Below are 13,023 nucleotides of genomic sequence, written 5' to 3'. Positions count from 1 at the left end.
CATTATAGGAAGCGCTGGGCCAGTCGTCCGGCCCCGGGCCGATGGGCCATCGAGGAGGCGCTGTGAATACATCCCTGTACGCTACCGACGCCAATCCCTGGCGTAGGACCTCCTCTCAGGCCAGCACCCCGGGGCCTCTTGTGCGGAGGGCCTAGCCGAATGTGGCCTGTATTGCTTCCATCAACCCTTCCTGAACGTCCAGGTCGTCGGAAAGCGGCTCGACCAGGGTGGCACGGGTCGCCTCCAGGATCGGCATGCCGGCGTTGATCAGCGTGGCGCAGTAGACCAGCAGACGGGTGGAAACGCCCTCTTCCAGGTCCTGGCCCTTGAGTTCGCGCAGCCGGGCCGCCAGATTCACCAGGGCGGCGCACCGCTCATGGGACAGGCCGCTCTCGCGGGAAACGATGTCACACTCCACCCGGGGGGGCGGGAAGTCGAAGGACATCGCCACGAAGCGCTGGCGGGTACTCGGCTTGAGTGACTTGAGAATGTGCTGATAGCCCGGGTTGTAGGAGACTACCAGCATGAAATCCTTGGGTGCCTCGAGCAGCTCGCCGGTACGCTCCAGCGGCAGCATGCGTCGATCATCGGTCAAGGGGTGAAGCACCACGGTGACATCCTTGCGCGCTTCCACCACCTCGTCGAGATAGCAGATGCCGCCTTCGCGCACGGCCCGGGTCAGGGGGCCGTCGACCCAGCGGGTCTCGCCACCCTGCAGCAGGTAGCGGCCGGTGAGGTCAGCAGCGGTGAGATCATCGTGACAGGAAACGGTGAACAGCGGGCGGCCCAGCTTGGCCGCCATGTGGCTGACGAAGCGGGTCTTGCCACAGCCGGTCGGTCCCTTGAGCAGCAGCGGCAGCCGCTGTTCGTACGCCTGCTCGAAAAGCGCGCATTCGTTGCCGACCGGTTCGTAGTAGGGCAGGTCCCGCTCGAGGTCATGAACGGCTGCCGGGGCGGTAGCGGTATGAGACATGGCGTTAACTCCAGGGGAAGTCTCGGTGGGGCGCGAGGCGCACCCCACCGAGGATCTATCACTCGTTGGCGGTCAGCGGGCGGCTGGTGGCAGGCACCTGCTCACGCGCCGGGGCGAACACAGCGTAGATGAACATCAGGGCAGCGATACCCACGAAGATACCGGTACCGAAGCGCATGATGTAGAACAGCTCGAGCTGCTCCTGGATCTGCATGAAGTTCATGCCGAGCACCCGCTGCAGGTGAGTCTGGACGACGCCTGCGAAGGTCAGGGTGAAGGTCATGAACCACATGGCCGAGGTCATGATCCAGAACGCCCACATGTTCAGCACCTGGTTATAGGGCTGTACACGACGCAGCTGCGGCATGGCGTAGGTGATGACACCCAGTACCAGCATCACGTAGGCGCCGTAGAAGGCCAGGTGGCCGTGGGCCGCGGTGATCTGAGTGCCGTGGGTGTAGTAGTTGATCCACGACAGGGTGTGCATGAAGCCCCACACGCCTGCGCCGAAGAAGGCCACGGCGGCACTGCCCAGGGTCCAGAGCATGGCGGCCTTGTTCGGGTGATTGCGGCTGCCCTTCCAGAACATGTAGAAGGCGAACACCACCATGGCGAAGAACGGAATCACCTCGAGGGTGGAGAAGATGCTGCCGATCGGCTGCCAGTAGGCCGGTGTGCCGATCCAGTAGTAGTGGTGGCCGGTGCCCAGTAGCCCGGAGAACAGCGCCAGGCCGACGATGACGTAGAGCCACTTCTCGATCACTTCGCGGTCGACGCCGGTCATCTTGATCAGCAGATAGCCAAGCAGTGCGGCCATGATCAGTTCCCACACGCCTTCCACCCAGATGTGGACGATCCACCACCACCACAGCTTGTCCAACGCCAGGTTGTCGGGATTGTAGAAGGCAAACAGCCAGAATACCGCCGCCAGCCACAGGCCGAGCATCAGCACCATATTGATGGCGGTTCTGCGCCCCTTGAGCATGGTCAAGCTGGTATTGAACAGGAACATCAGGAAGGAGACCGTTATCACCACCTTCGCCCATAGCGGCTGCTCGAGGTAGTGACGACCTTCATGAATGCCGAACTGATAGCTGATCAGCGCGCCGGCACCGGCGATGGCGAACAGCGCCAGCTGGAAATAGGCCAGGTTGGGGCTGTAGATCTCGTTCTCGGCCTCTTCCGGCATCAAATAGTAGGTACAACCCATGAAGCCGATCAGCAACCAGACGATCAGCAGGTTGGTATGACTCGTACGGGTAATGTGGAACGGCATGGCTTCGGACATGAAGTGCGGCCAGACGTAAGCCGCCGCCGCCGCCAGCCCGAAGACGATCTGTAGCGCGAATAGCGCCATGGCCACCATGAAGAAGGGTAAGGCCACCTTCTGCGTTTCGTATTTCATCGGTTCGACTCTCCTTGGTTCCTGGAATCCGGATCAGCCGGCCGGATGCGGCGGCCAGCCCTGGGTGTCGATGGAATCGGTCCACTCCAGGAAGTCGATCAGGGCCTGCATTTCTTCATCGTTGATGTCGAAGGCGGGCATCTGGCGACGACCAGGTGCGCCGGTCGGCTGGGCGTTCATCCAGGCTTCGAGAGCCATGCGAGCTCCCTCGGGGTTGTCGTGGCCACCGAAGCGCGTCCAGACATTACCCACTTCAGGCGCGAAGTAAGAGCCTTCGCCGAGAATGGTGTGACAGTTGATGCAGTTGTGCTCTTCCCAGACATGCTTCCCCATCCTGACGGAGTCCGTCATGGGCTGGGTCGACGTGTTGACGATATAGAAGTGACTGTGAGCCGTCAGCGCGGCAAACAGCAGGAAGAAGAATAGCGAGCCGCCGTAAAATATATTACGCGCCGCCGCCTTGGTGAGGCCTTCGGTCATGGGCCTTTCCCCCCTCGCTCGTGTGGCTTTTCAAGGGACCTGCGATCATGATCGATCAGTCCCACCCCTTTAAACATGCATTTTTGGTGCATCTTTAGGTTACAGCCCGGTGTCGGGACCGGCATTGACCTTCGTCAAATGCTGAGCAAAGAGGCGAGGAAGAAGCGGTATAACGGGAGGGAAAAGCTTGCGGTCAGATGTCGCATGGCGGGCCGAGAGCCAGAGTATATAGGTAGGGTAGAGAAACGAACGAGCGGAATGAAGGGCTAGGCGCACGGCGCGCAGGAACCGGAGCCTATGGGGTATAGGTGAGGATTCCGAGCACCGTGCAACAACGGTCCTTCGTCCGCGCAGTCGTTTATTCTCTGCCGTCGGTGATGTCCTCGATCCAGGTCAATGCCGCCACGCCACCGGGAAGCCCCAGGGTCGGAATCGCCAGCATCGCGACCTGCTTGAGCGCCTCAGGCTCGATACCCTCATCCATGGCTCGCCGCATGTGGGAATGAACGGCACCTTCGGAACCGCTACCTACCGCCAGTGCCAGCTTCACCAGCCGCCGGGTACGGGCATCCAGCGGGCCAGCTTCGGCACACGCCTTGCCCAACGAGGCAAAGGCCTGCCATACCTCGGGATAGTCATCCGCAACCTTGCCGGCACCGGAGGGAAGATCTTGATTGGCCATGCGGTTTTTCCTCGTCTTGTCGTGTGTGTCAGGCTCATTGTATAGAAGCCTGGCGCGTTGATCATGACCACATCATGACAAACCAGAGGGGATCCTTGAATACGGCCGTACCCAGCATGTAGAGAAAAATCGCTACCGCCGCCACGGCCGCCACGCCCCGAGCCAGCGGCGTGCGCCCGCGCTTGATTGCTACCGTTCCCAGCACGATATAACCCAACAGCGCGAGGATCTTTGCGGCAAGCCAGGGGTGGTGCTGCGGCCACATCGACAGCATCACCATCAGCAGGATGCCTAGCGTGAGCAGCAGGGTGTCGTTGACGTGGGGCACGACCTTCACCCAGCGCCGCTGCAGGATCGGCGCTTCGCGCACCGACCACCAGGCCCGCAGGATGAAGAAGGCGAGACTCAGTCCCGCCGTTGTCATGTGCAGGTGCTTGATCAGGAAATAGTGCTCGATCACTGCCCAGCTCCCTCAGCCATCCTTCCCGTCCACCCTGGCACTCAGCAACGGCAGGGTGTAATGGATCAGGAAGATCAGATAGGCGATACACCAGAACAGGATACTGAGGTTATAGGTCCAGTGGGTGATCTGCGGGAACATCGCCAGTACCGGCGAGCGCAGCAACGCACCGGCGAACATCAGACCCAGACCCACACCGATGCCCGGCAGAGTACGAATCGTGCGCCCGGTGTGACCCAGCGAAACCCGCGACATCATGGCCAGCATCATGGCGGCAATACCGCCAATGGCCAGGGCGTGCAGCGCCAGCTCGACGCGGAAGGCCCCCATCAGCGCCATCGCCCACATCAACAGCCCCACGGAAACGAAGGCATAGCTGATGTGCAGGCCCCAGAGCAGCGGTTCGTGAAGGGTGCGATACCCCTCCCAGCGTGCCAGGCGCACGAGATTGGCCGCCGCCGCCACCAGCATGACCAGCGCCAGCAACTCCGCCGGCATCGGCACACCGAACAGGACCAGCAGCTGCAACAACACCACGCCGAGCGTCGACCCCACGGCAAGCGCCTCCAGCCAGACCATCGCTGTTGCCTTGGGCCGGCCCAGCTTGAGCGAGGTGAAGAAGGGGATGACGCGGCCGCCGAGCAGGACCATCAGCATGGCAATCAGCAGTACGCCCAGGTAGCCGCCCTCGCGAATCAGGTGCAGCTTGCCCTGGGTGACACCGAGATGCATGGCCAGGTTGGCCAGGGCAAGCAGCAGCAAGACCGGCACGAACATCAGGTTGCGCCACAGCCGGGCCGCCACCACCAGCCGCCCCATCACCAATGCCGCCAGCGGCAGGAAGGCGACGTCGAGCAGCATCAGCAGCCAGGCCGGCAAGCCCATCGGGTAGGCCAGCAGCACGCGTGCCGCCAGCCAGAGGCCCACCAGGCCCAGCAACGGAGCGCCCCTCACGCTGGGCCGGCCGGTCCAGTTCTGTACCGCCGTCAGCAGGAAGCCCACCACCACCGCGGCGCCGAAGCCGAAGATCATCTCGTGCTGGTGCCACCACATCAGCCCACCATGGGGCCGCAGCAGGATATCCCCATGCCAGAAGGCGAACCACACGATCAGTGACAGCACGCTGAACAGCGATGCCAACAGGAAGAAGGGGCGAAAGGCGAGACGCGCCACGGGGAGACGCGTCAGGCCGGATGCAGCTTGCGGTGCTGAAGAAGCAGATTTCATGGTGGCATACCCGACTCAAACGCTAGGATAAAGCCATTGTCTGCGCTTGAACCGGGCAGCACCATGACCGGTATCAAGAATGCTTCTTTCTACCTGATTACTCACCTTGATCAGCCATCGGGCCAATCTTTCAGCCTCCGCCGAGGCGCCTATCGGCGCCAGTCGCGATGGGGACTCGGAGCGCCGAACCGAGCGCTCCAACAGCTGCTTTCTCCACCAGGCGCCTGCTGAGCCTTATGCGTAATCAGGTTTTTTTAATGATTCCTAATGGCTCGTGCCTTCCTCGTACTGTGTCTTGTTCCACACATTGTACTTGCCCGAGGGGCGCTTCATCGGCATGCGGCCCAGTTCCTCCAGTGTGTTGGCGTCGAGCCACAGCAGGTAGCCGTCGTCGTCCCAGATGCTCAATAGCAGGGTTTCGCCGCGGCGGTCGAACTCCACGTGGGCGGCGGTCTTGCCCGGCTCGGGGGTCAGTGTCTCGACGATCTCCAGGCTCTGCTTGTCGATCACGTGGATGCGGTCGTGGGTGGGGCCGAAGAATACGTCCACCCAGGCGTAGGGCGAGTTTTCGTGGCTGCGCATGAAGAAGCCGGGGCCGTCGGTCTCGATATGGGTGATCAGCGACCAGTCGGTCATGTCGAAGACCGAGACCTGCCCCTTGTCGATGTGCGGAATCGCCATGACGCGTCGCCCGTCCAGCTCCCAGGTGATGCCGGCGCCCAGGTGCGGCATGCCTTCCAGCGGCAGGTCGGCGACCTTAACCTCCTCGTCCATGTCGAACACCTGGCCGCCCTGGCCACCGCGAGCCGCACCCACGATATAGCGGTACTCCATGTCGAAGAAGAAGTCGTCCAGGTAGTCCGGCGCTTCCATGCGGTGCAGGGCGAAGTCGCCGACGATGGTCTCGTCGCCGTCTGCCCGCTCCTCGGGCCAGCGGATCTCCCACACCTCGGGAATATCGCGCAGGGCGGCGACGAAACTGTTGCGCGGCGGCGCGGTATAGACGGCGCTGACCCGTGACGTGTCGCCGTTGAGGCCCTCCACCGGGATGGTGGCGATCAGGTCGAGGTCACGGGCATCCAGCAGCACCAGCGAGTGCGGCAGGTAGTTGCCGGCCAGCACATAATTGCCGTCGGCGGAGACGGCGATGTTGCGCATATTGATGCCGGCACGCACCTCGGCGGTTACCTCGAGATTGTAGATGTCGTACTTGGTCACCCAGCCATCCCGGGAGCCGAAGTAGACGTAGCGGCCGTCCGGCGTGTACTTGGGTCCGCCGTGCAGCGCATAGCGGCTGGGGAAGCGAGTGATGCGCTCGAACTTGTCGCCGTCGAGCAGGCTGACGTGGTGATCGCCGATCTCCACCACGATGAACAGGTTCTTGAGATCCTCGACCTCGAACACCGGCTCGTCGGGCAGGGTGCCATAGGCGTGGCGAACGTCATGGCTGGCCAGGATGTCTTCCTCTGTCCAACTCGGCTCCACCTCCGGCGCCTCGAAGATCCACTCTGCCAGGGCAGCGATCTCGGCCTCGTCCAGCAGTTCGCCGTAGGCGGGCATCTGGGTGGCAATGCGGCCATCGTGGATCACCTCGAAGGCCTCGTCCTGCTTTAGCCGCGAGAGGTTGTCGGGTAGCAGCGCGGGGCCAATGCCCCCCAACCGGCTGACACCATGACAGATCGCACAGTGGTGGTTGTAGAGCATGCTGGGGTCGGGCTCATCGGCGACGGCTGGCAGGACCGGAATGGCCACGCCCAGCAGGGCACCGAACAGCAGCGAGGGTCGTATCACAGCGCCATCCTCCCCATTTCCGCCGGGGCATCGGCGCTGTCGCTATTCGCGCCGGTGACCGCCTCGGCGTCGCGTCGCGTCATCCGTGTCATGGCCGGCGCCAGGGTGTCGGCCAGGCGCACCACCTCGCCAACGACGATCAGGGTAGGCGGCTGGAAGTTTTCCCGCTCGATGACCTCGACCACGTCACCCAGCGTGGCCAGCACATGGCGCTGCTGGGGCGTGGTGCCGCGCTCGACCAGGGCGACTGGATGCGAAGCCGGCAGGCCATTGCGCTGTAGCTCGCGGCTGATCAATCCGGCATTGGCCAGGCCCATGTAGAAAACAGCGGTGTGGTTGGGCACCGCCAGGGCGGCCCAGTTGAGGTCCAGTGCATTATCCGCCTTGCAGTGGCCGGTGACGAAGGTGACGCTCTGGGCAAAGTCCCGGTGGGTGAGCGGAAAGCCGGAGTAGGTGGAGCAGCCAGACGCCGAGGTGATGCCCGGCACCACGCGAAAGCCGACGCCGTGCTCGATCAGGTACTCGGCCTCCTCGCCGCCACGGCCGAAGATGTAGGGGTCGCCGCCCTTGAGACGCAGGACCCGCTTGCCCTCACCCGCCAGGCGCACGAGCAAGGCGTTGGTCTCATCCTGGGTCAGGGCGTGGCAGCGCGAGGCCTTGCCGACGTAATAGCGACGCGCAGAGGCCGACGCCAGGGCCAGCACTTCCTGGGATACCAGCCGGTCGAAGACCAGGCAGTCGGCCTGCTGCAGCAGCGACAGGGCGCGCAGGGTCAACAGGCCGGGGTCGCCGGGGCCGGCTCCCACGATGGCAACCTCGCCGGACGCCAAGGGCGCCTCATCGAGGTCGAAGCTCAGGTTTCGCGAATGGCGATGTGTGATCATGGTCGGCCTCTCCCCGAAGCGTCAACGGTCATCTTTCTGATTCTGTGTGAAGGCCTACAGCTCGATGCTCTGGATGGCATCGTAGGGTGCTGCGACACGGCGCTGGCGACTGTCCTCGACGCCAATCTCCTCGTTGCTGAGGTAGCAGCCGGGATCCTCTTCCCAGGGGTCGCCGGTAACCTTCCATGCCCGCACACGGGTGTTGCCGTTGCAGATCGGAAGATAGCGGCATTCTGCGCAGCGCCCCTTGAGCGGCCGTGGCCGCTGACGAAAGCCCTGCATCAGGGGGTCCTGCGTGTCACGCCATATCTCGGAGAACGGCCGCTCACGGACGTTGCCGAGGGTGTGATCCCACCAGAAGGTGTCCGGGTGGACATTGCCGAGGTTGTCGATATTGGCGATGTGTTCACCGGAGGCGTTGCCCCCCCAGTTGGTCAGCCGCTGCTCCAGGGCCTCGGCCTGCTCCGGGAAGTGCTCGCGTGCCCACATCAACAGGAAGGGGCCGTCGGCATCGTTGTTGCCGGTGACGTACTCGCGCTCGACGCCGCGCGCCAGCTCCGCCCGGCAGTGGTCGAACAGCTGGGTCATGGCGTCGCGGGTCATCTGGTGCCAGGCATCGTGCTTGCCATGGCGGTGGCCGCGCCCGCCGTAGTTGAGGTGCGAGAGGTAGAACTTGTCGACGTCGTGTTCGTCGATCAGCGCCAGGATGTCACCGAGCTGCTCATAGTTCTGCTGGGTCAGGGTGAAGCGCAGCCCCACCTTGATGCCGCGCTCCTTACACAGCTTCACCGCGTGCATCGACTCGCGGAAGGCGCCCTTGCGCTGGCGGATCACGTCGTGGGTCTCCTCCAGGCCATCGATGCTGATGCCGACGTAGTCGTAGCCGATGTCGGCGATCTCGTCGATGTTGGACTCATCGATCAGGGTGCCGTTGGTGGATAGCCCGGTATAGATGCCCAGCTCCCGCGACCGACGCGACAGCTCGAAGATATCGGGTCGCATCAACGGCTCGCCCCCGGAGAGGATCAGCGCCGGTACCCGGAAGCGCTGCAGGTCATCGAGCACCGCATGCGCCTCGGCGTTGGAGAGCTCACCGGCAAAATCAATGTCCGCCGACGTGGTGTAGCAGTGCTTGCAGGTCAGGTTGCAGCGACGGATCAGGTTCCAGATCACCACCGGCCCCGGCGGCTTGCGCGCCGGCGGCACCGGAGTGGGCTCTACCAGGGACTTGATGTAGCGGGTAACTCTGAACATGGGAAACTCCTCTAGCGGCGCGCCTTGGCTCTACCTAGGCCTGCCTGTCGGACCGGCCGGCCAGTCGCAGGCCGGTCTTCTTGAGAATGCGTGAGCTGTAGAGAATGCGATGATCCCGGCAGGCGTCACCGAGCAGGGAGCGAAGCTCATCGGCCTGGCGCTCGACATCGGCGTGGGTCTGGCCATGCAGCATGGCGAACAGGTTGTAGGGCCATTCCGGCAGGTGGCGAGGCCGACGATAGCAGTGGCTGACTCCCGGCAACGTCCCCACTATGCGGCCCAGGCGGTCGATATGGGCGTCATCCACATCCCATACGGTCATGCCGTTGGCCAGGTAACCCAGCCGGTAGTGGTTGGGCACTGCGGCAATGCGACGGATGATCCCGGATGCCTGCATGTGCTGCATGCGCTGGCGCACTTCCTCTCCTGCAATACCCAGCGGTTTGCCCACGGCGCTCCAGGGATCGGGTACCAGCGGCAGGCCGGCCTGGGTGGCCAGTACGATGGCGCGGTCGACGGCGTCCAGGCCACCCGGCGCTGGCGTGGCGGCATTGGCTTCAGACGGGCAGGTGGAGACGGACATGGAATTCCTCCTGCTTGGGCATGTTGAAGACCGGCAGGCCGGTGGCCGCCTCGATTGCCTCGATCGCCTCGGCGATGCCTTCCGGCGTTTCGGTTGCCAGCACGAACCACATGTTGAGACGGTGCTCGCGACGGTAGTTGTGGGCCACCTCCGGGAAGGCGTTGACCGCCGCGGTGACGCGCTCGAAGTCGGCCTCCGGCACTTCCAGCGCCGCCAGTGTGAGGCCGCCTCCCAGTCGCTCGGCGTGGTACATGGGGCCGAAGCGGCTGAGCACGCCGCTGTCCCGCAGTCGTTCGAGCCGATAGAGCAGTTCACCCTCGCTCAGGTCGATTTCCGCCGCCACGGCGGCAAAGGGCGCCTCGACCAGCGGCAGGCCATCCTGCAGGCGATTGATGATGCGCCGGTCGGCGGCGTCCAGCTCCGCCGGCTCAGGCCGGCTGAGGCGTTCTGCGATCATGACTATCGTCCTCTCGGGTGTAGCGTCCCCCGCGCTGCTTGTAGGCCTTGAGGCTGAACAGCACGCGGTGGGGAATGGCCTGCAACGCCTGGCGCTCGACGATCTCGTCCAGCGCGGCCAGAACCCGGTCGCGACGAGTGCCATGAATCATGCAGAACAGGTTGTAGGGCCAGTCGGGCAACCGGCGCGGACGGCGATAGCAGAGCGTCACCGCGGGCTCGGCTGCCAGGCGCCTTCCCAGCTCACCCACCGCCTCGTCGGGTACGTTCCAGACCACCATGGCATTGGCAGAGATACCCAAGGCATGATGCTTGACCACCAGGCCCATGCGCTTGATCAGCCCCTCTGCCTGCCAGCGGTACACACAGGCCATGACCTCGCTCTCGCTCATCCCGCACTGCTCGCCAAGCGTGAGCCAGGGGCGCGGGTTGATCGGCAGGCCTCGCTCGAGCAGGGCACGCAGGCGACGCTCAGCGTCGGTGCAAGGAACTGGTTCGTGCGATACGTGACTCATGCGCCCTCCAGCTCGGCCCAGGGAATGGGAAACCCCAGGTCGATATGGAAGCCCTCGAGCATCGGCAGGCGCAGCAGCGGCTGGCCCAACTCGGCTTCCAGTGCATCGAGCCGCGCTTCCAGTTGCCCTTCGTCGGCAGCGGTCATCACGAACCAGAGGTTATAGCGATGCTCACGGGCATAGTTGTGATTGACGCCGGCAGAGCGATTGATCACCTCGGCCGCCTCGTCACGCTGCGTTTCCGGCACCGCCACCGCCGCCAGCAGGCTGGCGCCGGCCCGGGCGTGATCGAAGACCGGGCCTACCCGGCTCAGTACCTGCTCGTCCTGCAGGGCCTGCAGTCGCGCAACCACCTCGGCTTCGCTCACACCAAGCTGCTCTGCCATGGCGGCGTAGGGCCGCTCACAGATCGGCAGGCCGCGCTGATAGCTGTCGATGAGGCGACGGTCGAGAAGGTCAAGTGCAGCCATGGGCAGGTACCGAGCCGGTCGATGGGAAGCATGATGTTAAGTCGCATCTTACATGCCTCATCAAGTCTGAAAGCGGTCATTGACGCTGCGGTTGACACAGGTCAAAAGAGGAATTTTTACTCGCCCGACCTTGATATCCGTCAAAGCAGCAAAACCGCAACGAGGGGACACTTCGCTGACGGCCACTCTCTTTCACGGCCCTTCCTGTTCCGTCGTCCTGCGAGGCTTACCCATGTACCAGCCGGCTCTCTTCCTGCTCATCGGCTTACTGTTCTCGGCCACTGCCATGGCGGAGAGCCACGAGGATGCCCTCGATCCACAGCGCCAGGCAGAACTCGAGACCCTGCTCTATCAGGACTGCGGTTCCTGTCACGGCATGACGCTGCGCGGCGGGCTGGGGCCGGCGCTGCCCCGCGACCGCATGGAGGGTTTCACCGTCGAAGCGCTCGCCCATATCATCCTGCACGGCATACCCGGCAGCGCCATGCCGGGCTGGAAGGCACTGATCAGCGAGGAAGACGCGCGCTGGATCGCCGACCACCTGAGAAAAGACAATCCCCTCGAAACACTGAATACGCCAGACTGACCAGGAGTCGCCCATGCCCCTTTTCACCCCGATCAAGACGCTGCTCACCGCCAGCGCCGTTGCCCTGCTGCTGAGCAGCCCGGCAGCTGCCGAGCCCGACGCCACGGCGCATGTCGAGCTACGCGGCACCGGCGACCTTGGCGTAGTCATCGAGCGCGCTACCGGCAGCGTGGCCCTGGTCGACACGACCGAAAAGACGGTGCTGCGCCATATCGAAGGCTTCGGCGATCTGTCTCATGCTTCGGTGAAGTTCACCCGTGACGCCCGCCACGCCTTCGTCTTCGGCCGTGACGGTGGGCTGACCCGACTCGACCTGCTCACCGGCGAGATCGACGGGCGCATCATCCAGGGCGGTAACAGCATCGGCGGCGCCATCTCCCAGGACGGCCGCTTCGTGGCGGTTGGCAACTACGAGCCCGGCGGCGTGAAGGTCTTCGACGTCGAGACCATGGAACTGGTGATCGACGTGCCGGCGACCTACGAAAAGCCGGATGGCACCACCGACCAGGCCAAGGTGGTGGGCGTGGTGGACGTTCCGGGGAATATCTTCGTCTTCAGCCTGTTCGAGGCGGGCGAGATCTGGACCCTGGACATGTCCACGGACGAGCCCGAGCTGACCAAGTACCGTGACGTCGGCAGCATGCCCTACGACGCGCTGATCACGCCCAACGGTCGCTACTATATCGCCGGCCTGTTCGGCGAGGACGGCATGGCCCTGCTCGACCTGTGGCACCCGGAAAACGGCGTGCAGCGTATCCTGCCCGACTACGGCCGCGGCGAGGAGCGCCTGCCGGTGTACAAGATGCCCCATCTGGAGGGCTGGGCCATGGCCGGCGACCAGGCCTTCTTCCCCGCCGTGGGTCGCAACGAGGTGCTGGTAGCCAATACCCGCGACTGGTCGCTGACCGAGCGCATCGAGGTACATGGCCAGCCGATCTTCGTCATGAGCCGCCCCGACGAGCAGCAGGTCTGGGTCACCTTCGCCCATCCCCTCAATGACAAGGTGCAGGTAATCGATACCCGCACGCTAGAGGTGATCGAGACCCTGTCGCCCGGCGAGTCGATCCTGCACAAGGAGTTCACGCCCCGGGGCGAGCATATCTGGATCTCGGCTCGCGACAGCAACCAGATCACCGTCTACGACACCCGTACCTTCGAGGTGCTGGCGACCCTGCCTGCCGAGTCGCCCAGCGGCATTTTCTTTACCCACCGAGCTCATCGCATCGGCCTTTAGGGAAGCACAGCGGAAAAACGAAA

15 protein-coding genes are annotated in these 13,023 nt (G+C 63.8%); 2 read left to right on the top strand and 13 right to left on the bottom strand.

The genetic code is table 11. The features are described from left to right. Window positions 1-151: 151 nt before the first annotated feature. The 13 genes from LOKO_RS08435 to LOKO_RS19645 form a co-directional block, all read right to left on the bottom strand. On the bottom strand, window positions 152-973 hold the full coding sequence (locus tag LOKO_RS08435; protein WP_066447643.1) for a CbbQ/NirQ/NorQ/GpvN family protein: 822 nt from the start codon (window positions 971-973) through the stop codon (window positions 152-154). A gap of 58 nt (window positions 974-1,031) precedes the next feature. Next, window positions 1,032-2,378 carry a cbb3-type cytochrome c oxidase subunit I gene (locus LOKO_RS08430; protein WP_066447641.1) on the bottom strand — a complete coding sequence of 449 codons (1,347 nt, stop codon included), beginning with the start codon at window positions 2,376-2,378 and terminating at the stop codon, window positions 1,032-1,034. A gap of 33 nt (window positions 2,379-2,411) precedes the next feature. After that, the gene (locus LOKO_RS08425; protein WP_066447638.1) at window positions 2,412-2,858 is read right to left on the bottom strand and encodes a c-type cytochrome; all 447 of its coding nucleotides are present in this window, start codon (window positions 2,856-2,858) and stop codon (window positions 2,412-2,414) included. A 358-nt stretch (window positions 2,859-3,216) separates the two neighbouring features. Then, window positions 3,217-3,540: a carboxymuconolactone decarboxylase family protein gene (locus tag LOKO_RS08420; protein ID WP_066447635.1), complete on the bottom strand. Its 324-nt coding sequence runs from the start codon at window positions 3,538-3,540 to the stop codon at window positions 3,217-3,219. Between the two features lie 61 nt (window positions 3,541-3,601). Continuing rightward, window positions 3,602-3,997 carry a SirB2 family protein gene (locus LOKO_RS08415; RefSeq protein ID WP_066452289.1) on the bottom strand — a complete coding sequence of 132 codons (396 nt, stop codon included), beginning with the start codon at window positions 3,995-3,997 and terminating at the stop codon, window positions 3,602-3,604. Between the two features lie 15 nt (window positions 3,998-4,012). After that, window positions 4,013-5,227: an NnrS family protein gene (locus LOKO_RS08410; RefSeq protein ID WP_066447632.1), complete on the bottom strand. Its 1,215-nt coding sequence runs from the start codon at window positions 5,225-5,227 to the stop codon at window positions 4,013-4,015. A 264-nt stretch (window positions 5,228-5,491) separates the two neighbouring features. Further along, the gene (locus LOKO_RS08405; RefSeq protein WP_235588976.1) at window positions 5,492-7,018 is read right to left on the bottom strand and encodes a nitrite reductase; all 1,527 of its coding nucleotides are present in this window, start codon (window positions 7,016-7,018) and stop codon (window positions 5,492-5,494) included. Then, a complete protein-coding gene (gene cobA / locus LOKO_RS08400; RefSeq protein WP_066447630.1) occupies window positions 7,015-7,902 on the bottom strand; it encodes a uroporphyrinogen-III C-methyltransferase in 888 nt (295 codons plus the stop codon). The genes LOKO_RS08405 and cobA overlap by 4 nt, the downstream gene beginning before the upstream one ends. Window positions 7,903-7,956: 54 nt before the next feature. Beyond that, a complete protein-coding gene (nirJ, locus tag LOKO_RS08395) occupies window positions 7,957-9,156 on the bottom strand; it encodes a heme d1 biosynthesis radical SAM protein NirJ (protein WP_066447628.1) in 1,200 nt (399 codons plus the stop codon). 34 nt (window positions 9,157-9,190) lie between these two features. After that, entirely contained in the window at window positions 9,191-9,739 is a 549-nt protein-coding gene (ahbB, locus tag LOKO_RS08390) for a siroheme decarboxylase subunit beta (RefSeq protein WP_066447626.1), read from the bottom strand. Beyond that, window positions 9,714-10,196, bottom strand: a complete 483-nt coding sequence (locus LOKO_RS08385) for an Lrp/AsnC family transcriptional regulator (RefSeq protein WP_066447624.1) — start codon at window positions 10,194-10,196, stop codon at window positions 9,714-9,716. The genes ahbB (LOKO_RS08390) and LOKO_RS08385 overlap by 26 nt, the downstream gene beginning before the upstream one ends. Then, the gene (ahbB, locus tag LOKO_RS19650) at window positions 10,168-10,710 is read right to left on the bottom strand and encodes a siroheme decarboxylase subunit beta (RefSeq protein WP_066447622.1); all 543 of its coding nucleotides are present in this window, start codon (window positions 10,708-10,710) and stop codon (window positions 10,168-10,170) included. Before ahbB (LOKO_RS19650) ends, LOKO_RS08385 begins: the two co-directional genes overlap by 29 nt. Then, the gene (locus tag LOKO_RS19645) at window positions 10,707-11,180 is read right to left on the bottom strand and encodes an AsnC family transcriptional regulator (protein ID WP_066447619.1); all 474 of its coding nucleotides are present in this window, start codon (window positions 11,178-11,180) and stop codon (window positions 10,707-10,709) included. The genes ahbB (LOKO_RS19650) and LOKO_RS19645 overlap by 4 nt, the downstream gene beginning before the upstream one ends. A gap of 232 nt (window positions 11,181-11,412) precedes the next feature. On the opposite strand from LOKO_RS19645, the gene LOKO_RS08370 reads away from it, so the two are divergent. Next, window positions 11,413-11,766 carry a c-type cytochrome gene (locus LOKO_RS08370; RefSeq protein ID WP_144439640.1) on the top strand — a complete coding sequence of 118 codons (354 nt, stop codon included), beginning with the start codon at window positions 11,413-11,415 and terminating at the stop codon, window positions 11,764-11,766. Between the two features lie 13 nt (window positions 11,767-11,779). Continuing rightward, window positions 11,780-13,000, top strand: a complete 1,221-nt coding sequence (locus LOKO_RS08365; RefSeq protein WP_066447617.1) for a cytochrome D1 domain-containing protein — start codon at window positions 11,780-11,782, stop codon at window positions 12,998-13,000. The last annotated feature ends 23 nt before the right edge of the window (window positions 13,001-13,023 follow it).

The organism is Halomonas chromatireducens (assembly GCF_001545155.1).
Taxonomy (GTDB): Bacteria; Pseudomonadota; Gammaproteobacteria; order Pseudomonadales; family Halomonadaceae; genus Halomonas; species Halomonas chromatireducens.
This window is presented reverse-complemented; position numbering and strand designations above follow the sequence as displayed.